This window comes from Christensenella hongkongensis (assembly GCF_000981035.1).
GTDB classification, from domain to species: Bacteria; Bacillota; Clostridia; order Christensenellales; family Christensenellaceae; genus Christensenella; species Christensenella hongkongensis.
In genome coordinates this window covers 317,634-338,797 of record NZ_LAYJ01000112.1, presented here as the reverse complement: position 1 = coordinate 338,797, position 21,164 = coordinate 317,634, and the positions used below count along the sequence as shown (strand labels likewise).

Sequence of the window (21,164 nt, the reverse complement as noted above, 5' to 3'; positions counted from 1 at the left end):
TTATGCGGTGTTTGCACTGACTTTACAATATGCGCGCATCCCTGAGCCGCAGGTTGTCCCCGGCCGCCCGGCGAACGCTATAGATTGATGCGGTGATGCGGTGCAAAAGAAACGATAATGTATGAGTCTGCCTCAAACGATATCATATATTTATCTGCTGTAAAACGAACGCTTCAAAGGAGAAAATTATGTTTGACGATTTTTCAGGCCTTACACTGCCGGCAATCATCATTGTATGTGTGATTATCGCCGCAGGCCTCATCGGGTATTTCCTGTACCGCAAGAAAACTGCGGGCGGCAAAGAGATTACAAAAAAATCGCAGTGGACCACAAAAGAGCTTACGACTGCGGCGCTGTGCATTGGCGCTTCTTTCCTGTTAAGCTTTATCAAGATTTTTTCCATGCCGAACGGCGGATCGATCACCCCTGCAAGTATGCTGCCAATGCTGGCGTTTTCGTATATTTACGGATTCAAAAAGGGATTTCTGGCAGGCCTGTGCTACGGCCTCCTGCAATTTGTTCAGGAACCTTTTTTCCTAGCATTTCCACAGTTTGCACTCGATTATCTGCTGTCCTTTTCGCTGCTCGCGCTCGCAGGGCTTGCGAAAAAAAGCATCATCCCGGGCATCCTTTACGGCTGCGGTGCGCGGTTTATCTGCCAGTTCCTTTCAGGCTGGATATTTTTTGGAATGTACGCGCCTGAGGGTATGCCTGCGTGGCTGTATTCGCTCGGCTACAACGGCGCTGTCGTAGGCGTGGAATGCGCTATCTGTATCGCGATTTCTGCAATCCCCGCGCTTTACAAGCTGTTCAACCGGCTGAAGGCCCAGACGATTTCACAGCGGAAAGCGTTTGCGCAGGCATAAAGCTNCGCAAAAAAAGCCTGTACTTTCTTATAATTCTCGAGAAGCTGGTCGTAGGATGCGTAATCGCTTGGATATACTTCGAGCATCATCAGACCGTCATAGTGCAGCCTGTCGAGACATTCTTTCATCCTCTGCCAATCCATTTCCCCATCGAAAGGAAGGCAGGGGATGGTTCCTTTTTCCGGATCTTTTTTATAATCGCAAACATGGATATGCGCGAGCTTTCCATCCATATCCTCAATGTAATCGAAAACATCATAGCCAGACTGGGCGGCCTGCTTGATATCCAGTGTAAAGAACAGATTATCGCTGTCCGTATGCGCTGCAAGCTCACGGGCAAAGCCCGGTTTTCCATACCAGCACCAGTGCACATTTTCGTAAGCAAGCTTTACGTTCTTCTTTTTTGCTTCTTCCGCAAGCACCGAAACCTTTTCTCCAGCCCACTCATAATCCACACGGAACGTCCTGGCACGCTTGATGTTCATCGCGCCGTGGAACACATAAACGCCCGCCGAGAGCTCTGCGGCAGCGTCCACCACCTGATGGAATACATTCATTGCTTCGTCGTACTGCCTCGGATGCTCTGAAAAAAGCTGCGGTTCAAATTGCGTGCACAGCGAATGCACGGAGCGCACCCGCATCCCCTCCCCGTCGCATATCCTTCTCAACTCATCTGTAAACGGCTTTTGGTACTCCATATTCGCCGAGAAAAAAATTTCAATATCCTTGACGCCCAAAGCGGCCATCTCCCGCACGGCGTCCTCATTATACAGCCTGCAAAAGAAACAAGCCGTAGACATTCCTGTTTTCATAAGTAAATCACTTCCCAATCCAGCTGTTTTTCAATTCTGTCCTACTTCATTTTATTTCTTTCCCCCTCTTTTGTCCAACTTATTTTTGTTATATAATAAGATGGTATCTGAATTTTTACAGAAGAAAGGTGATAGCTATGGAATTTACAATCGCAAAAATTTCCGGCGACGGAATCGGCCCGGAGATTTCCGTGGAAGCGGTACGTGTTCTGAACCGCATCGGAGAGCTCTATGGTCATACATTTCACTTCCGCGACGTGGACGCGGGAGGAATCGCAATCGATAAGCACGGAAATCCCCTTCCGGATTCGCAGCTTGAAATCTGCAGGCAGTGCGACGCAGTGCTCCTTGCCGCGGTGGGCGGAGAGAAATGGGATAACCTTCCCGTGGATAAACGCCCTGAAAAAGGCCTCCTGCGTTTGCGCGGGGAGCTTGGCCTGTTCGCAAACCTGCGGCCTGCCATCATTTATAACGAGCTCAAGGCCGCATGCCCTTTAAAGGATGAGATCGTTGGCGATAACCTCGACATTCTTATCCTGCGCGAGCTGACCGGCGACGTTTACTTTGGCGAGAAGAGCGGCGACGACATCACATATTCCCAGGACATCATGAATTACCACGATTATGAGGTGGAGCGCATCGCACGCCTTGCCTTCGAATCCGCACGCAAGCGGGATAAGCGCCTTACAAGCGTTGATAAGGCAAATGTCCTTTCCACCTCGCGGCTGTGGCGCAATACCGTTACGCGTGTCGCAAAGGATTATCCCGACGTGGAGCTTACCCACATGTATGTGGACAACGCCGCAATGCAGCTGGTACGCAATCCGCGTCAGTTTGACGTAGTGGTTACGGGCAACCTGTTTGGCGATATCCTGACGGACGAGGCCAGCATGATTACAGGCTCGATTGGAATGCTGCCCTCGGCAAGCCTTGGCTCCACCAAGCTTGGTATGTACGAGCCGATACACGGCAGCGCGCCGGATATTGCCGGTCAGGGAAAAGCCAACCCAATCGCAATGATACTTTCCTGTGCGTTGATGCTTCGCTATTCCTTCGATCTCGAAAAGGAAGCGCAGACAATCGAAGCCTCAGTAAAAAAAGTACTTGCGGCAGGCGCGCGCACAGCGGATATTGCCGCCGGCGGGGAGTACGTTTCAACCACGGAAATGAGCGACCTGATCCTCGCGCAGCTTGGCTGACCAAAAACTCTGGCACGAAATAAAGCAGCGTCCATAAATGGTGGGCGCTGCTTTTGCAACGTATTAACTTATGATGAGGCATGGATCGCCGCCGGAAAGGTTTGCCCACAGCAGTTTCTAACAAATGCCTGCTGCGCAGCCATTTGGCAAACTGCAATATGTTATCTCCATTCCGTTCCGCAGCGTGTGCAAACTGGATTGTGCACACACAGCAACGCCCCGCAACTTTTACAGTTCCATTTCTTTTCTTCGCTTTCAAGAAAAGACTTCATTCCATTTTTTTTGATATTGTCGAGATTTTCAAGCATACTCATGCCGTAATTTGCGCGGTATCTTTTGTCCAGATCCCTGAGCCGGCGGCACTTTTTGCCACACTCGTCGCAAAGCCCGGAGGCGCTCAGCCGAAGCGTCCCGCAGTTTTTGATGCTGCATTTTCTGCAATGCTGCGGCTTTGTGCCATCGTCTCCGTTACAGCCGCCGCATTTCTTTTTATTCCTTTGGCGCGCCATACACAGCGTGCAGTTCATACCGCAGGGCGCTATCATCTCCCTGTCCATAAAATTTTCCTTTCCGCCACCCTTTGACAATAATTGTAAAAAACGGCTTCGCTGCAAACGAAACCGTCTTATTTGTTTTATTGATCGATCCTACATCTTATGTCCGCGCCCTTTGGAGCCGCCTGGTTTTCCACCGGTACGCGCCCGCGCCGCGCCCTGCCTTTTTTGCGGCGGTGTGGCGCTTCTTGACATTCCGCCATTCGGGGGCTGCTTACGCTGTGGCTGCCGTACGGGAGTATCGTAATTCCTGCCCCGCCCCGTAGCATAACGCTTTTTCCTGCGTGATTTATTCACCGCGCGTATGATCAAGAGCGTCAGAATAAACGCAACCGGTATGATGATCCAAAGATACCATGTCTGAAATTCAAAATACGGAACGCCGTATTCTTCGCTTGCTAGGCTTTCCTCGCCCTTTTCAAAAACTTCCCTGCCCGCCACAAGGGGCGCGCTGTAAAGCTCCTTCCCGTTGAGAGAATAGGAAACCGTACCTACCTCATCGCCTTTCTTGATCGGCGCTTTCAACGGTTCGCTGATGTTTGTTGTTTCCTCCAGTTTTACGCTGCCGTCTTCAAGCCCCTTTGCCGTCGCCGCATCAATAAGCTGCGTATCGGAAGCAATCTTGCTCAGGTCCGCCGATACTTCCAGCGTCCCTTCCTGCGGATCGTTTCCGGAGGCGTTTTCAATCTGCTCAGTGAGCGCTACCGGCGAAGCATATTTCGCAAGGTCCACCTTAGCGAAATTCTCGAATCCATAGTCAAAAAGATATTTTGCAATATCCCAACGCGCATGGGAATCCGGCTGTGTGCTCGTATCCTCGCTCTTGGTGGTATCGCCGAAAATCACGGCAATCAGGTTTAATCCGTCAGAAGAGGCGGACGCTACGAGACAACCGTAAGACTTGATCGGTCTTTCCGCACCCGGCGGGATAATATTGTTGACCGTTCCCGTTTTCATACCGGTCGCTTTGTCGTACAAATACTGGGCATACTCCGGTTTTTCAACGGGCGTATGCAGCAGGTAGTTGGAATTCTGTACTCCGCCAACCGTCTCGTTATTGAGCTGCGGTACTGTTTCATACGTATAGGTTGGCGATTTTACAATCTCCATCAGCTCCGGATATTTGCTCGCAGCTACGGCAAGCTTTGCCATATCTGACGCTGTAGAATAATGGTCGTGGCCAATATTTGCAATATAAACGCCGTTGGTATTAATGAAATTTGTTCCTGTCATGCCAAGCTCCTGCGCTTTGGCATTCATCATCGCTACAAAGGCTTCCTCGCTTCCGGCAATGTGCAGGCCAAGCGCAAGCGCAGCGTCGTTTCCTGAGCACATCATCATTCCATAAAATAAATCCTTAACGGATATTTCCGTGCCCGGTTTTGTGCTTGTATAAAGCCCCATCAGGCTGCCCTTTTCGCCAAGCTTTCCGATCTCTGTGAGCATATCCGCAGTAAGCGTCACCGTATCCGTAAGCTCGCAGTTTTCCTCTGTAAGGATCGCCGTCATCAGCTTAGTCGTGCTCGCAGGAAAAATGCGCCAATCCGCATTCTTGGAAAACAAAACCTCTCCTGTATCCGCATCCACCAGCATCGCGGATTCCGCTTCAATTCGAGACAAATCAACTTCAGGCGCACCGGCGTAGCCCTGCATCGTTTGCTCGGGCGTTGGAGTAGGCTCCGGGGTTGGAACAGGCGTGGGCGTTGCCTCTGCCTCCGGCTGCGCCGCATCTGCCGGGGCATCCTCAACCGGCGCTGCCGTTTCTTCTGGTATTGTCGTAGCTGCCGCGTCATTATCATTTTCCGCGAACGCAACCACAGGTATTGTCAGGATTATTACAAGCGCAATAATCAACACAAATATCTTTTTCAAATTACTATCCTCACTGAAATCATATCTATAACGTTTCCCATTATATACCAAATAGACGATTTTGTATAGTTTTTGTATCACTTCTGTAGCCATTCTTAAACATTGTTCATACTTTTTTCATATCTTGTGACCGTAGATGTACATCCCCTGTTTTACAATAGGTTCATAGAAAGAAACGCATTGCCAAAATGCAGGCAATGCAACGAAACGCTTACCACAGGAGGTATTTTATTATGTTTGATATCATTTTGACAAAAGAATTTTTAAGCGCCCTGCTTCTCGCCGTATCTGTCATCGGGGCCATCTGCGCCTCTGCAATCCTGATGGAACGCAAGCCTGCCCGCAGAGATCGCCGTCCGGGTGGATATCACGAAAAATAAATGTTGTTTTTTAGCTTCATAAGTGTCCAGTCTCAACTTTCATCTTGAAAATGGCATCCGTATATCGGATAATATTAACGGTATATTTGATTTTTAAGAAATGGACGGTGTAGGTATATTATGAAGCATCAGATTATCACGGCAAAGGAAGCCGCAAACCTCATTCCGGACGGTGCGGCAATCGCAGCCAACGGATTTGTTATGGCAGCGGTAGCGGACGAGCTTTACTACGCATTAGAGCAACGTTTTCTGGAAACAGGCGCGCCCAAAGACCTTTCCCTTTTGAGCGTAACCTCTGTGGGTGACGGCGCGGACAGGGGGCTTAACCGCCTTGCGCATAAAGGACTTGTGAAACGGCTTGTGGCAGGGCACATCAACCTGATGCCAAAATTACAGCAGATGATTTTTTCCGAGGACATCGAGGCGTATAACCTTCCCCAGGGCGTGATCGCACAGCTTTTGAGGGATACGGCGGCAAAACGTCCGGGGCTTGTTACGCATATCGGCCTTGATACCTTTGTGGATCCCCGCCTTTCCGGCGGACGGCTCAACAGCCGCTCCACAGACGAGCTCAATGAGATCGTCAATATTGACGGAAAGGACTATATCCGCTATAAGCCGATCGAAAAAATGGATTTCGCATTCCTGCGTGGCACACGGGCAGACCGCAACGGAAACATCAGCATGGAAAAGGAAGCTGCTATCGTGGACGCGCTTGCAATGGCGCAGGCCTGTCACGCGCTTGGCGGAAAGGTTTTGGTTCAGGTGGAAGAGATTGTGGACGATATCCCGCCGCATGAGGTATTCGTGCCGGGAATACTCGTGGATTACGTGATCGTTACACAGGATATGCAGTATCACCCGCAGACAGCTGCCTGCGATTACAATCCCGCTTATTCAGGGCAGACGCGGGCGCCCGAAGGCGCAATGCCCATACTCCCGCCCGGGCCGCGCCGTATTATTGCACTGCGCTCCTTAAAGGAGCTGCAGGAAGGCGGCGTAATTAATCTTGGCATCGGTATGCCGGAAGGAATTGCGGCAGTAGCTGCGGAAAAAGGAATCAGCGATTTTACGCTTACAGTAGAAGCCGGCGGTATTGGCGGAACACCGCTTTCTGGTGTAGAATTTGGTTCTACGCTCAACCCGCATGCGATTATCTATCAGCACCAGCTGTTTGATTTTTATCATGGCGGCGGGCTTAACCAGGCGTTTCTTGGACTTGCGGAATCTGATCCGCAGGGTAACATTAACGTCAGCAAATTCGGCCCCCGTATCGCGGGCTGCGGAGGCTTTATCTGTATCACGCAGGCAACGCCCCTTCTCTATTTCATCGGTACCTTTACCGCTAAGGGCCTTGATGTGGAGGTGAAGGACGGCAAACTCCATATTATAAAGGAAGGCAGCATCAAAAAGTTCAAAAAGGACATCGAGCAGTTGACCTTCTCCGCCAAACGCGCACGCGAGCTTGGCCAGAAGGTCATGTTTATCACGGAGCGCTGCGTACTTGAAGTGACGGACGGCGGGCTTATGCTGACAGAGGTTGCTCCCGGAATTGATGTGGAAAAGGATATCATTGCCAATATGGAATTCCGCCCCCTTATTTCAGAAAATCTGAAGGAAATGGACGCGGATATTTTCGAATGACAATATATGAAAAAGACAGGCTGCGGCCTGTCTTTTTTTGATGCAATCTTTTATGCGGTTTGTGGCTTTGCCCTTAGGCCTAACCCTTCGTCACGAACGCCTCAGGTGCTTTTCCGCAAATTCGTCAATCGTATCCCAATAGGCTTTCGGATCCACCGTGACTGCTTCCCCATGCTGCGCGCCATGCACAACAAGTTTTTCCTTTTCGCATGCTGCCGGATTATACACCTCGTCCAGCATAAAAAACGGTACGAACGTATCCGCGTCCCCGTGGATAAAAAGCGTAGGGGTTTTCGATTTCTTCACCTGCTCCACAGACGGAGCTTCCTTGAAGGAATACCCCGCCCTGCGTTTTGCCATGCCGTTCGCAATGTGCATGATCGGAAACTGCGGAAGACCGTACACTTTTTTGAGCTGAATGGTGAATTCCTCCCATACCGACGTATATCCACAGTCCTCAACCGCCACACGCACATTTTGGGGAAGCGCTTCGCCGGTCGTCATCATCACGGTCGCCGCCCCCATGGAAACCCCATGCAGAATAATGTCTGCATCCGGCTGCTCTTCAAGGATTGTATCCTTGATCCAGGAAATGATATCAAACCGGTCGAGCCATCCCATCCCGTAATAATCCCCTTCGCTGTCCCCGCTGCCCCGCAAGTCCGGCAGAAACACATTATAGCCCTTTTCATGCCACCGTCTTGCGGCAATTCCAAGATTCAACCCGCAGCCGGAGAATCCGTGGATACAGACCACCCAAACATTGGAAGGATTTTTGGCGGGCAGTTCACGCGCCACAAGCCTGAGCCCGTCATACGATTCCTGCTCGTGCATGCGGAATTTCTGCGCCCTCAACCATTCATTATCGATTTCTTTTTTGGTTTTTTCAATCGATTTTTCCGATGTGTTCGCGTTGGTTTTTAAGACCTTTTCCTTTGTCTTTTTCGCGTTCACCGCAACGTCGAATATTTTATTTGCCGCCACAAGCACAACCACCGCAAAGATAATAATTACTGCAATAATAACGATCCACAACCACAGCATTTTGCCCTGTCCTCCGTTTCCAGCTCTTTGTCATCCAGCTTATAGCAATTTATCAAAAGGTTGATTACAAACTTTTGTATAAATTGCAGATGCAAGCGATTTACCGTAAGTTTTGCATAACCTGCATTCAGTTAATCGCTGTAACTATAACCATTCCGCCCCTCTGCTTATCATATTTCTCAAGTTTCTTCAATATGTTAGGATAGCATTTTCACAACGTTTGTTCAATGCTATAATAAGGATAAATACACAGGAAAAGAGATTATATTTTGCAGGAAAAAGCGTTCATCTCACAAGCATATTACCAGCACATCGGCGACATCAGTAAATTGTTTGCCACAAGCTGGCGCTTTGCCTATCAGGGAATTGTCGCGGAGGATTACCTGAGCCGCCTGCCGGACGACCATTGGGTTCCCTTTTTGCAAAACGGTTTTTTAACCGGCGAACTACTGTGTCTTATGGCACACCGGCCCGGGCTTGCGGGCGCTGCGATTGTACGTCCTTCACGTATCATCCAGTTCCCGGAAGACGGGGAGCTAACCGCCCTTTACCTCCTGCCCGGCGAAATAGGCATGGGCACCGGACGGCTTTTGCTGCGCGCCGCAGAAGAGGTATTCAGGCGCAAAGGGAAAACACACTGCGTACTGGATGTACTCGAAGGCAACGACCGCGCGATTGGTTTCTACCGCGCCCATGGCTTCGAGGATACTCCTTATGTTAACAAAACCATGCTCGATTCGCAGGAGGTCCTTTGCAGGATTATGCGAAAAAAGCTGTAGCCGGCGTTGTTCATACCGCATGGCGCCAAATCATAAAAATATAATGACTATCGTCCCTGAAATATGCTATAATAGCTTTCGTATAGCTTAGTATTTCATTATTAAGACAATCAATTTTTAAGGAGGTCAAAAATCCCATGCAATACTCAAAAGAAGTAGAAGAAATGGTATGCGTGAAAAAGGGCCCGCATCACGGTCCCGCTCCGATACCTGAAGAAGGCAAATGGGTAAAATCCAAACAAATCACCGACATCTCCGGCCTTACGCACGGCGTAGGCTGGTGCGCACCCCAGCAGGGCATGTGCAAGCTGACGCTGAACGTAAAAGACGGCATTATCGAAGAAGCCCTCATTGAAACGAGCGGCTGCTCGGGTATGACGCACTCCGCTGCAATGGCAGGCGAGGCAATCGTCGGCAAAACACTGCTTGAGGCGCTTAATACAGACCTTGTATGCGACGCTATCAACACCGCGATGCGCGAACTGTTTTTGCAGATCGCTTATGGCAGGACGCAGACGGCCTTCTCCGAAGGCGGCCTCCCCATTGGCGCAGGCCTTGAAGACCTTGGAAAAGGACTTCGTTCACAGGTTGGAACAATTTTTTCCACCAATGCAAAGGGCGTCCGTTATCTGGAGCTTGCGGAAGGATATATCCTCGAAATGGCGCTTGATAAAAACGATGAGGTGATCGGCTATAAGTTCGTACGCATGGGCAAGATGATGGAAGACATCAGGAACGGCGTAGATCCCAAGGAGGCGTATCAGAACAACATCGGCACTTATGGCAGATATGAAGACGCGGTCAAGTATATCGATCCGCGCAAAGAATAAAGGAGGGCGATAAACATGGTTACATTTGAAGGTTATGAAAGAAGAATTGCCCAAATTGAAAAGTGCATGAAAGAGTACGGCTTCTCTTCTCTCGAGGAAGTAAAACAATATACGGTCGATAAAGGCCTTGACGTGGATAGCATCGTTCGCGGTATTCAGCCGATTGCTTTTGAAAACGCAATCTGGGCTTACACGCTTGGCGCAGCTGTTGCGCTCAAAAAAGAATGCAAAAAGGCGTCCGAAGCCGCTGAGGCAATCGGCATCGGCCTGCAGGCATTCTGCATTCCGGGCTCCGTTGCAGAGCAGCGCCTTGTTGGCCTTGGCCATGGCAACCTCGCCGCTATGCTCCTCGAAGAGCAGACCAGATGCTTCTGTTTCCTCGCCGGCCACGAATCGTTTGCGGCTGCGGAGGGCGCAATCGGCATCGCAAAAACAGCGAACAAAGTCCGCAAGGAAAACCTGCAGGTTATCCTGAACGGCCTCGGCAAAGACGCCGCGCAGATTATCTCGCGTATCAACGGCTTTACCTATGTTGAGACGGATTATGACTATGCGACAGGGAAGCTCAACATCGTTTCCGAAACGAAATATTCGGACGGCGACCGTTCAAAAGTCCGCTGCTACGGCTGCGACGATGTAAACGAGGGCGTTGCCGTTATGCGTCATGAAAACGTTGACGTTTCCATCACCGGCAACTCCACAAACCCAACGCGTTTCCAGCATCCGGTTGCAGGCACGTACAAAAAATGGGCAATCGAAAACGGCAAAAAATACTTCTCAGTTGCTTCGGGCGGCGGCACGGGCAGAACGCTGCATCCTGACAACATGGCTGCCGGTCCGGCATCGTACGGTATGACCGATACAATGGGCCGTATGCACGGCGACGCACAGTTCGCGGGCAGCTCTTCCGTTCCGGCACACGTAGAAATGATGGGCCTCATCGGTATGGGCAACAACCCGATGGTCGGCGCTTCTGTTGCGGTGGCTGTTGCGGTGGAACAGGCGCAGGCATAGACACATATAAACAAAAATTTATCAAAATAAAGGCTCCTTGATACAAACGGTATCAGGAGCCTTCTTTTTTGGCAGACACACAGATCCTATCTGCCTGAATTATCTTACCTGTTGCCAGAATTACATTTTTTTACAAGCTTCTTCCTGATACACTTTCTATAAAACAGAATACAGAATTATAATCAAGGAACGTCCGTCTATCTATGAGCCTTAACGTATGCACTCGCGAACGCCCCGTCAATCTCTTGCATATCCGCATCGGACAGGTTAAATTCTAATCCCTTATCTGCGGCAAAACCTTTTAAAAAATCAGTACTGTATGTATCGACAACAGAAATATCAATATCTTTGAATCCGGCATCCAATAGGATTTGTTTATATTTGCCTATGGATAAGGCGCCGGAAATACAGCCCACCCATAATTGTGCGTTGCTCCTCAAATCTGCGCGTACAGGTTTTAGTTCGATCACATCAGCGATTGCCACACGGCCGCCATCCTTTAATATGCGGTATGCTTCTTTTAGCACTGCGCCCTTATTGTCACTCAGGTTTATCACGCAATTAGAGGTGACAACATCAACCGTGTTATCATCCAGAGGGATATCCTCTATATACCCCTTGATAAATTCAACATTCCCAAAGCCGCTTTTTTCCTTGTTGGCATTTGCCAGTTCCAGCATTTCATCCGTCATATCAAGGCCGTAAACTTTGCCTGTTTCTCCAGCATACTTTGCAGAAATGAAAACATCAATACCGCCGCCACTGCCCAGATCAAGTACAATTTCACCTTTTTGGATATTCGCAAGAAAAACAGGATTGGCACATCCCAGCGATGCTTTGAGCGCATCCTCCGGTAAATCTTTCAAATATTCCTCTGTATACAGCACCTGGCTCTTTTTTGGTGTACAACAGCAAGACGTTTGCTTTCCTTCCGCTACCTGCGTTGCTTTCCCGCCGTAAAATTTTTTTACTTCTTCTTTCATTTTGTCAGACATTTTTTATTCTCCTTTTCAGATACCATTTATTCAGTATTATTTACTGATCTATTGCCCATTTTCAAGCATAGATACATTGAAATTTATCTATGTATATCCAAAAAAAAATTATTCTCTGCATATGCACTTCTTATCAGTCACTGAAAACAGTTCCAGAAATCCTGCCAATTCTTTGACTGCATTTTGATTAACGGAATAGTACATCCATTTCCCATCTTTCCTGCCATGAACAAGCCCTGAATCGCATAATACCTTCATATGGTGGGAGAGTGTCGGCTGTGTAATATTAAACTTTTCCTGAATCACACAGGCGCATAGCTCACCACACGAAACCATATCCATGATTTGCAGGCGCGTAGGCTCCGCCAATGCCTTCAAGACTTTTGCATAGTCCGTATATGTCTTCTCCATATTAACCTCACATAGATATTCATCTATATATAGAATACCCTATTCTTTCCCACTTGTCAACGAGAAGTTATGTTCATTGAGATCGCGATTCAGATAAGGATTGTCTGATGGCTTGTGCATCCGTGGTTGTAGAACAGGCAAGCAAATAATCAACCGATAAAAAAACTGCCGTTTGGGGGACGGCAGTTTTTTATTGTTTTACAGGCTTATTTTTCGTAACGTTTTTTCTGGCGGTAAAGGACAACTGACAATACAGCCACAGTGATTCCAGCTGCCAGCACCAGCAGGATATACGGCGTCATATCTGCCGCATCTCCCGTCTTTGGCGCTGTTCCTCCTGTCGTGGTGTTCGACTGCGTCGTATCGCCTGTTGTTCCTGCCCCGGCCCCGCTGCCCGTTGTTCCCTTCTCGGCCAGCGCGTACAGGCTGAAGTGTTCTGTCTGTAGATATGCCATGCCCTCCTGTACCGCAACGCCGTATTCCGAGGTCGTCTTGTCGTCGTTGATCCGGTGCCCCGCCAGATTTTCCGTATCGTACTCTTCCGGCACCGGTATCCCGATGATCACTGTGCCTTCCGGCTGGATGGCATTCCCATCCGCATCCAGCAGAGTGATGTCGTACAGGACAAATCTTGCCGCCTTATCCTTCAGCAGTTCTTTCGCGTTTGCATAGGCCGTGTCTGTTTCCGCAATCGGCTTGACGCCCAGGTAAGCTCCCTCCGGCACAGTTCCAGGCTCTGCATACAGCGTCACTCCGGTCGCAGGATCCGTATAGGTAATCTTCTTTGTTCCAGGCTCGGCAGGGCCGACATATTCCTTGCCTGGTTCCACTGTCTGCCCGTTTATCGTAATCGCTCCGTCGGTATCATTGATGACGGTAACGCCCTCAGGTACGTCCAGCGCGAGACCGTCCCACTGCAATATGTCGATCACATCGCCCGCTTTCGCCCCTGCCAGTTTTTCTTTGACTTCTTCTTCCGTGCCGACATAATAGACGCCGTCCGCGCCTTGCGCCATATATTTCACGAATACCGCGTCCGGGCTGATATACGAGTCGTCCGGCTTCACTGCAAACGTTCCGGCGCTGATTCCGATCCTGCCCGTATCTTCCGTGCCGATCGTTCCGTTAAAGATACCATTTTCAACGGTCAGGTCTCCTTTATCCCCAACAAGAACGTCTCCGCTTATGTTTCCGCCCTGAATCGTTACAAAAGGCTGTTCGGTTGACGCCGGATAATCTTCGTCCGCTTTGATTAAGATACCGCCGTTTATCTGCGCGCCATCCAGAATGACCGTATTGGATTGGTAGCGTTCATCCCATGCCGAAGCGTAAATCGCCCGCGCGCCGTCCACCGCGTTCAATACGCCGCCCGACACCGTAAGGTCGCCCCAGTTCTGGATCGCGCTGCCGCCCGCCGCTGTGGTGGAGACGGTGCCGCCCGTCACATTCATGATCCCGTTATCGTCGTTCTTGAGGGCGATAAAGGTATTTTCAAGTTCACCGCCCGCCATATTGAACGTTGCATTGTTTATGTTGCGGATCAGCGAACTGTATCCGGAGGTGTTCACGACCGAGCCGCCCTTCATGGTCATCGTACCGCCGTTGTTGTCTACGACATACCATGAATTTCCGCCGTTGCTTCCCTGCACGCCCGCTTCTTTTGAACGGGTAAGCCTGCCGCTTTCCATGATAAGCGTGCCGTTATTTACCAGCGCGCCTCTGGCGTGCGATACGTTATCCACGGTGCCACTGCCGCTAATCGTCAGCGTACCCTTGTTTGTAATCGTATGTTGATTTGCTTCGTTGGTCAGCGTAAAGGTCGCGAGGTCTAGCGTTACCGTCGTTCCTTCGGGAACCGTAATGCTTTCCGTCGTATTTTTGAGCAGGATAACGGTTCCGCCGTTTGCGGCGTTCACCGCATCCTGCACCGATACATACTTCTGTCCGCCCGCTTCCGCAGCATATTCCGCTACAATAAAACCGTCCCCGTCCGGATTCGGCACCAAACCGCCCGCGCTTTCATCGACATAATCGCTTACGTCGCTGCTGAAAGTGCCGCCCGTGACCTCGACATTCGCGTTGGCGGGAGCAAAAATCGCTTCGCTCCTGCTGTGCCCCGTCAGCGTACCGCCGCTGACGTTTGCAGCCGCATCCGTTCCTTCTACCCAAAGCGCTACGGCATTACTTGCTCCCGTCGCCGTGAGCGTCCCCCCGGTGACTGTGCAGTTTGCTTTCTGGTCAACTTTGACAGCCGATCCCCTGTTCCCACTGCTGTTATAGGTACAGGTGATTTCGCCTCCCGAAATAAGGGCAGTCGAGTTGCCCTTCAACGAAACGGCAGGGTAACCGCTGTATGTTATATTACCGCCCGATATTTCAAGATGGGCGTCTCCAAGCATGCTGATACCGCCGACCAGCTTCACGTTATCCTGTACTTTCACGGAAGCGCCCTGCGGCTTGAGCGTAGAATCTCCGCCAGATATCGCCTGGCGCTGTGCTTCTATCTTTGCGTTTCCGCCAATCGTGCCTTCATAGGCCCTGCCGGTTATGCCGTTGCCCTGCGACACGATTTCCCCGCCGGTCATATCAAACGTCATAAACGTTGTGGTACTGTAGGATGAAGGCATCAAAAGGAATCCCGCTCCGCCTCCGGTACTTTCTACGCGCCCTCCTGTCATATTCACGGCGCTGCTGTCTTCCATGCGGAGGATGATCGCTCCATTTGAACTGCCGGAACGAACCGTTCCGCCCTCGATGTTCAACTTAACATCTGTATTCTTCTGATACGAGTCGGTATCAATCGCCGCGTTTTTCACTGCCTCCAGCGTTCCGGATGCCACAGTGAGCGATGAATTGTTAAATAGCTTAATTCCATAATTGCCCGCTTTGAGCACGCCATTTTCCCCTGAATCCCTGAGAGTGAACGAAGCGTCTTTCACGTCGATCAGGCTGAAATTGGCTCCGCTGTAAGCAGACTCGAGCGTGTACCCATTGAGGTCTAAAACGGTATCTTTGGTAATCGTGAATTTGGTGCTGTCCGCAATAGCGATATCCCCGCCCAAAACAATCTCGCCGCCAGCTTGCAGCGCGGCCTTCAGGTCCTCGACGGTCGTAATGGCATTTTCATTCGCCGGCACAGGAACTTGCGCTCCTTCGGCAAGCCCAAAAGCAGTTGCCTCCCGGGTTGCCGCGCTTTCCACCGCAGGTTGCTGCGACGCGCCTGCGGGCTGCTGCGATTGGCTGGGTAAAGGTTCCGTCACCAGTCCCGTGGAAGCCTGCGCAGTCGGCTCCGGGGTTTTCCCTTCCGTACCAACGTCCTCTTCTGCCCCGGCCACGCAGTCCCCCCTATGGCCCGTTTCCAACACACATCCCTCGTTGCATACGTTCTGCACCGGTTCTGCCGTTTCCTGTGCAAATGCGACGCCGCCAGCTACCGTCAGCCCAAACGCAACACACAAAACAATGCAAAACCATTTTTTAAGATGCTTGTGCCTGTTCATTATAATACTCCTTTCATTGCCCCGTTTCTTTCAAACGTTTTTTATTTGAATTATCTGTAGATTCAAATTGATCTACGATTACAATGGCAGTTGTCAGTGCATTATTTTTTTTCATGAAATATCCCAATATACCAGCCGCATAAATTGTAGTGGTCTTTATTTCATTTACCGCTTTGCAAGCACAGTGCCATTCTTCCATTTGCCGTTTCTTACTTATTCACGCATCTTGGCTGATTCATTTTTCATCTCTTACAATTTCATTGCAAATTATATTTTCCACATTATAATACCTGATTAATAAAGTATTATATTTTATTGTATTTCTGCGCAATTAACATAGCACGATCATTGATATAAAAAAACTTATACTTTTTCGCTCATAGAAAAAAAGCACAAAAAAACGCCCCAACGGGCGCTGTGAGCGTAAAAATAAGACGAACGAAAAGGTATACTATTCAATCACACTATATCATTTTTCTTTCAAAACTGTCAAGATTTCGATACAAAAATCAGTTATCGCAAAAATTCTTTTCAAATGGCAAATACATATTAAAAAAGCCGGACGGATTTTATGGCCTGACCGCAATAAAAAACTGCCGTTATCTTAACGGCAGTTTTTATTACCTGCTTCAGTCTATATAATTCCTGTAGTTTTTAACGTATCGATCAAATTCATCGATAGGCATGGGTTTTGCATATACGTAACCCTGCACAAGATCGCAGCCCGCCATACGAAGAAAATCCACCTGATACACGGATTCTACACCTTCGGCGACAATCTTCATGGAAAGCGCTTTAGCCATATTAATAATCGCGCGCACCAGCTCATGATCCCTGCGCGTGTTTTCTCCTTCACGGAAAAACAGCATATCCAGCTTAAGTACATCCATCGGAAGATTTTTGATGATATTAAGCGACGAATGGCCTGCCCCAAAGTCATCAATCGAACACAGGAATCCATTTTTCTGGAATTCTATCACCACCCTGCGAAACAGATCGTAATTATGGAAAACCATGCTTTCCGTAAATTCAAGCTCAATACAGCCGTCCGGTATCGCATATTTGTTTTTTATTTCCAGATAGGTACGTACAAAATCCGGCTGCACCATGCACAGCCTGGATACATTGACAGATATTACCATATGCGTTTGCCATGTGTCCATCCGCTCCCTGTAATACCTGCAAACCGCCTCAAACATATACCGATCCAATTTTATAATAAAACCGTTACGCTCAAAAAGCGGAATAAAATCTGCCGGCGGCACCATTCCCTTGCCGGGAACGTCCCACCGGACGAGCGCTTCTGCCCCGGCAATCGTATTGCCGTTCTGGATATTGATTTTAGGCTGCAAATAAACCTTGAATTCCTTTTTTTCGAGCGCTGCCTCCATTCTGGCTTCCATATCCGCCTCGCGCACAATTTTGTCGCGCATTTCATTGGTATAAAACGCGCACCTGCTTCCGTTCAGCTCTTTCACTGATTTTTGCGCTACGTTCGCCCTGTCAAGCATATCATTTACGGAAAGGCTGCCGTCACGCTCGTCGATCACATAAATACCGGAACACAATTCTATTTTATAGCCATGCTCCGCCGTTTCGTTGTATTGCTCCAACAGCTTTGCCACATTATAAAATCTCTCGCGTGATTCCTCCTGGGACACAAACTGCCGCAGGCTTACAAAATTATCTCCCGATACCCGGCAAAAAACCTCGCCCGCGCGCACATCCCCCTGCACGATATCCGCCCAATATTTCAGGACACGGTCTCCCACTTCATATCCAAAAAAATCATTGACATATTTAAAGCCTTTGAGGTCGCAGTACCACAGGGAATATTTCATCCCGCCCCTCTCCTCAAGAAGTTCTTTTGCGTCTTCCAAAAATTTCCTGTAATTCCGGTAGCCCGTAAGCTGGTCTGAATACGCAATTTTTTGAAGTGCCAAAACGCCGCGATCATTGGTCCGCTTGATCAGCAGCATCAAGAATATAAATACGAGGATCGCTCCTGCAATGATCGCAATGATGCCCTTTGACATCATGGAAAAGCTTGTGTTAATTTCCGATTCCGGCACGACGTTGAACACATACCAGTCATTGATGCCAAGCGGCGTATATGCCGCCTGTCTGGTTTCACCCTCAAAAGGGTATTCCACAAATCCGCTCGTTCCGCTTTTCAGGTCTTTTTCAAGCTGGGTACGATCCTCTTCGGAAAAAGGATAATAGTCAAAAATATTGAGCGCATCCTTACTGATCGTAGGATGATTGGAACGTATCACGTAATTCCCGTCGCTATCGAGAATGCTCGCAAATCCCTTTCCTCCAAAAATCGAAGTATCAATAATATTTCCAAGCACCTCTGCGCTGTTCACGGCAGTGAGAACCTTAATTACCTCGCCGTTGTGCCAGATGGGAACAGAATAATAATTGACGTAAAAATCCCCTACTTCCGCCTTTTGCGTACTGCTGATCACATTTTCCCCGGCGAAGGCGCTTTCCACAAATTCCTTATCTGATAAATCCACGTCATAAAAATATTCGCCGCTCAGGTCGACGCCTGTGGTATTTCCGTCACGGTCCGTGAAACCCATACGGATAAAAACATTTTTGTTGTTAATTTTTTCAAACACAGGTAATAATGCGTCAAAATCAGGATCATCCATTGCGCCTATCATCTCTGCAACGCCGTCCAAAGTCTGAAAATCGCCTTCTATCTGCTTTACGATAGCGAGCTTGCTTTGCTCGGCAACCTCGCTCATATATTCGCGTACTTCACCCTGGTTTCCCTTCACTGCATAGTTCATAAAAACAATACTCAGCAACAAAAAAGCAGCACAAATCACAAGTGCGGCGATGTAAATCTTTTTTTGCCTGAACATTCTCTTTTGATCCAAATTTTCTGTCACGTAGCTGATTCCTTTTATCGTGGTGGTGTAACGCCAAAGACCTGCCCTTACTATTTTACGATATATTCCTTTCTTTGTCATGTTTTTTTACAACATCAACAAAATGCAAAAAGCAAGAGCAGCTCTCCGTTTCGCTTCTACAGCGATTAATTGAATGCAGGTGCTGCAAAACTTACGATAAATTGCCTGCATCTGCAATTTATTCCGAAAGCCTGTAACCAACCTTTTGGCAAATTACTATCAAAAGGGCAAACGGTTTTTGACATCAAAAAAGACGGTATTCCGCATGGCAGGATACCGTCTTTTGCATATCATTTTATTTTCGCTTTTTGCCGGATTTCACCATCGATATGACAAGCCCCAAAACGATCACAATGGAAATCAGCAGGCCCACAACGATTGCAAAGGTGCTCAGGCTGTAAATCGTAGGATCATTTTTGCCCATGTTGGAGTAACCTGCGCTGATAATAACGCCTGCCATGACAATGCAGACTGCAAGCAACACAACAGCGAAGGATATCCTGTTAAACATCCTCTCGATGTTTTTCTCCATGCGCTCCATATCCTTTACCTTTAGCTCTAAGGAATAATCGTTCTTTTTCAGCTTGTGCATAAACGTCACGAGCGAAGAAGGAATTCCCTTCATAAAATCGATCCAGTCGAGCGCATATGTCTGGACCTCGTTTTTAAATTCCTCCGTCTTGTAACGGTTTTTCAGCAAATTCCTGACCGTTTTTTCCGCGATTTCCAAAATGTTGATCGACGGATCGAGCTCTTCCACCACGCCCTGCGCGGTTCCAAGGCATTTTGCTACCAATGTAAACTCACGTGGAATTTTCATTTTATATTTTGCCGCAAGCGTAAACACGCTTGTAAAAACCTTTGCAATCTTTACTTCGCCAAGCGGCACATACAAATATTCATCCAGCAGCTCATCGAGCGAACGTTCAAACGCATCCATATTGACGTCCGAATCCGCCGTATCCATTTCAGAAATGCTCTGCGCAATTTTAAGGGTGTTGCGCGATGCAATTCCCAAAACGAGGTCGTTAAGCTGCCGCCGGAAACGGCTGTTAATCGAGCCCACCATGCCAAGATCGATAAATTCTACAATTTTGCCGTCCACAATCAGTACATTGCCCGGATGCGGATCTGCATGAAAAACACCGTTTTCCAATATTTGCGTAATCAGCGAATCTGTAAACGTGTAGGCGATCTGCGACGTATCCGCGTTCTCGGCGGTAAGCGCCGCAATGTCGTTGATCTTTACGCCGTTCACATAATCCATCGTAAGAACCTTTGGCGTGGTATATACCCACTTGATTCTGGGCACGCGTATGTCCTTCTGGTTAGCGACGCTCTCCCGGAAATAATCCGTGTTTTCGCCCTCTTTGGTGAAATCGGTCTCCTGCTCCATCACGCGCCGAAATTCGGCGACCATCCCTGAGAAATCATATAATTGTCCGTACTTGGAATATTTATCCACCAGACGCGCAAGCTTTTCCAGAATGCCAAGGTCTACGTCAATCGATTCCCTGATGTTCGGGCGTTGCACCTTTACCACCACGTCCGCGCCGGAATACAGTTTCGCACGGTACACCTGCGAAACGGAAGCCGATGCAAGCGGCACCGGATCAAACTGAGCAAACAGCTTATCCACCGTATCTCCAAGCTCTGTCTCAATTACGCCGAGCGCCTCCTCATAGGAAAAAGGCGCAACAGAATCCTGCAACTTTTGAAGCTGCTTCGCCACGTTTTCCGTGACGATATCTGTGCGCGTTGAAAGAATCTGCCCCAGTTTTACAAAGGTTGGGCCAAGCTCCTCGCACATTTTGCGGATTCGCTCGCCCACCGAGGGCAAATTATGCTTTTGCTCCTGCTCAAAAATCTTCTGCGGATTTTTGCTCAGAGTGGATTTTACAAAAAGGAAACCCAAATTATTCCTGTTGAAAGCGGACAGGATTTCCCGATAACGTTGCAGATTTTTTGACGCGATGACAGTTCACCCCCAGGATGTAAACCCGTATTATTTATCCTGCACCTTTGCTGCTGCGATCTCTTCACGGATAATCTCGCGGATGTCGTCCTTTGTGACGCGCGTATCTGCGGTAAGGCCGATATCCTGAAGCGTTTCTCGCACTTCACCCTTCACCATCCTGCTCAGCTCCTCGCGCTGTGCCTCGCCCTTCTTGATCAGGTCGTTTGCAAAGCTCTGTGCATCTTTGCGCTGCACCTCGCCCTTTGCGACCATTTTCTCTACCATTTCTTCGATTTTTTCACGGGAATAAGCAAATAAACCCATGCCGAAGTTGATTCCATCTTCAATAATATTAGACATATCAAATGCCTCCTTTATCTTTT

General features: G+C 48.8%; 18 protein-coding genes. 8 read left to right on the top strand and 10 right to left on the bottom strand.

What is annotated here, in order from left to right; all coding sequences use genetic code 11:
* The first annotated feature begins 188 nt into the window (after window positions 1–188).
* The gene (gene thiT / locus CHK_RS11635; RefSeq protein WP_046444205.1) at window positions 189–866 is read left to right on the top strand and encodes an energy-coupled thiamine transporter ThiT; all 678 of its coding nucleotides are present in this window, start codon (window positions 189–191) and stop codon (window positions 864–866) included.
* Here the strand turns inward: thiT and CHK_RS11630 are convergent.
* Complete coding sequence (locus CHK_RS11630; protein WP_461949958.1) at window positions 800–1,612, bottom strand: sugar phosphate isomerase/epimerase family protein; 813 nt, start codon at window positions 1,610–1,612, stop codon at window positions 800–802. The two genes, thiT and CHK_RS11630, sit on opposite strands and share 67 nt — an antisense overlap.
* Before the next feature lie 203 nt (window positions 1,613–1,815).
* On the opposite strand from CHK_RS11630, the gene leuB reads away from it, so the two are divergent.
* Together leuB and CHK_RS16675 are read left to right on the top strand one after the other, a co-directional pair.
* Complete coding sequence (gene leuB / locus CHK_RS11625; protein WP_046444203.1) at window positions 1,816–2,877, top strand: 3-isopropylmalate dehydrogenase; 1,062 nt, start codon at window positions 1,816–1,818, stop codon at window positions 2,875–2,877.
* A gap of 80 nt (window positions 2,878–2,957) precedes the next feature.
* Window positions 2,958–3,461: a hypothetical protein gene (locus CHK_RS16675; RefSeq protein WP_160295652.1), complete on the top strand. Its 504-nt coding sequence runs from the start codon at window positions 2,958–2,960 to the stop codon at window positions 3,459–3,461.
* Between the two features lie 63 nt (window positions 3,462–3,524).
* Here the strand turns inward: CHK_RS16675 and CHK_RS11615 are convergent, their stop codons facing one another.
* Window positions 3,525–5,303: a D-alanyl-D-alanine carboxypeptidase family protein gene (locus tag CHK_RS11615; RefSeq protein ID WP_046444201.1), complete on the bottom strand. Its 1,779-nt coding sequence runs from the start codon at window positions 5,301–5,303 to the stop codon at window positions 3,525–3,527.
* A gap of 233 nt (window positions 5,304–5,536) precedes the next feature.
* On the opposite strand from CHK_RS11615, the gene CHK_RS16670 reads away from it, so the two are divergent.
* Window positions 5,537–5,683: a hypothetical protein gene (locus CHK_RS16670; protein ID WP_156415079.1), complete on the top strand. Its 147-nt coding sequence runs from the start codon at window positions 5,537–5,539 to the stop codon at window positions 5,681–5,683.
* 120 nt (window positions 5,684–5,803) lie between these two features.
* Complete coding sequence (locus tag CHK_RS11610; RefSeq protein WP_046444200.1) at window positions 5,804–7,327, top strand: acyl CoA:acetate/3-ketoacid CoA transferase; 1,524 nt, start codon at window positions 5,804–5,806, stop codon at window positions 7,325–7,327.
* A gap of 90 nt (window positions 7,328–7,417) precedes the next feature.
* On the opposite strand, the gene CHK_RS11605 is transcribed toward CHK_RS11610, so the two are convergent.
* Window positions 7,418–8,371 (bottom strand): alpha/beta hydrolase, encoded by a 954-nt coding sequence (locus tag CHK_RS11605; protein ID WP_046444199.1) that lies wholly within the window; start codon window positions 8,369–8,371, stop codon window positions 7,418–7,420.
* A gap of 269 nt (window positions 8,372–8,640) precedes the next feature.
* On the opposite strand from CHK_RS11605, the gene CHK_RS11600 reads away from it, so the two are divergent.
* The 3 genes from CHK_RS11600 to CHK_RS11590 all read left to right on the top strand — a co-directional run bounded on the left by CHK_RS11600 (window position 8,641) and on the right by CHK_RS11590 (window position 10,994).
* Window positions 8,641–9,150, top strand: a complete 510-nt coding sequence (locus CHK_RS11600) for a GNAT family N-acetyltransferase (RefSeq protein ID WP_046444198.1) — start codon at window positions 8,641–8,643, stop codon at window positions 9,148–9,150.
* A gap of 137 nt (window positions 9,151–9,287) precedes the next feature.
* The gene (locus CHK_RS11595; RefSeq protein WP_046444197.1) at window positions 9,288–9,980 is read left to right on the top strand and encodes an iron-sulfur cluster assembly scaffold protein; all 693 of its coding nucleotides are present in this window, start codon (window positions 9,288–9,290) and stop codon (window positions 9,978–9,980) included.
* 15 nt (window positions 9,981–9,995) lie between these two features.
* A complete protein-coding gene (locus CHK_RS11590; RefSeq protein WP_046444196.1) occupies window positions 9,996–10,994 on the top strand; it encodes a GGGtGRT protein in 999 nt (332 codons plus the stop codon).
* 197 nt (window positions 10,995–11,191) lie between these two features.
* On the opposite strand, the gene arsM is transcribed toward CHK_RS11590, so the two are convergent.
* The 7 genes from arsM to CHK_RS11555 form a co-directional block, all read right to left on the bottom strand.
* The gene (gene arsM / locus CHK_RS11585) at window positions 11,192–11,977 is read right to left on the bottom strand and encodes an arsenite methyltransferase (RefSeq protein ID WP_330379268.1); all 786 of its coding nucleotides are present in this window, start codon (window positions 11,975–11,977) and stop codon (window positions 11,192–11,194) included.
* Window positions 11,978–12,097: 120 nt separating this feature from the next.
* Complete coding sequence (locus CHK_RS11580; protein WP_046444194.1) at window positions 12,098–12,400, bottom strand: ArsR/SmtB family transcription factor; 303 nt, start codon at window positions 12,398–12,400, stop codon at window positions 12,098–12,100.
* Window positions 12,401–12,606: 206 nt separating this feature from the next.
* Window positions 12,607–15,900 carry a hypothetical protein gene (locus CHK_RS11575; protein ID WP_046444193.1) on the bottom strand — a complete coding sequence of 1,098 codons (3,294 nt, stop codon included), beginning with the start codon at window positions 15,898–15,900 and terminating at the stop codon, window positions 12,607–12,609.
* Between the two features lie 13 nt (window positions 15,901–15,913).
* Window positions 15,914–16,099 (bottom strand): hypothetical protein, encoded by a 186-nt coding sequence (locus CHK_RS11570; RefSeq protein WP_046444192.1) that lies wholly within the window; start codon window positions 16,097–16,099, stop codon window positions 15,914–15,916.
* A gap of 430 nt (window positions 16,100–16,529) precedes the next feature.
* Window positions 16,530–18,701 carry a bifunctional diguanylate cyclase/phosphodiesterase gene (locus CHK_RS11565; protein WP_160295650.1) on the bottom strand — a complete coding sequence of 724 codons (2,172 nt, stop codon included), beginning with the start codon at window positions 18,699–18,701 and terminating at the stop codon, window positions 16,530–16,532.
* Between the two features lie 418 nt (window positions 18,702–19,119).
* Complete coding sequence (locus tag CHK_RS11560) at window positions 19,120–20,655, bottom strand: ABC1 kinase family protein (protein WP_160295649.1); 1,536 nt, start codon at window positions 20,653–20,655, stop codon at window positions 19,120–19,122.
* A 174-nt stretch (window positions 20,656–20,829) separates the two neighbouring features.
* Window positions 20,830–21,141, bottom strand: a complete 312-nt coding sequence (locus tag CHK_RS11555; RefSeq protein WP_046444190.1) for a phasin family protein — start codon at window positions 21,139–21,141, stop codon at window positions 20,830–20,832.
* Window positions 21,142–21,164: the final 23 nt, after the last annotated feature.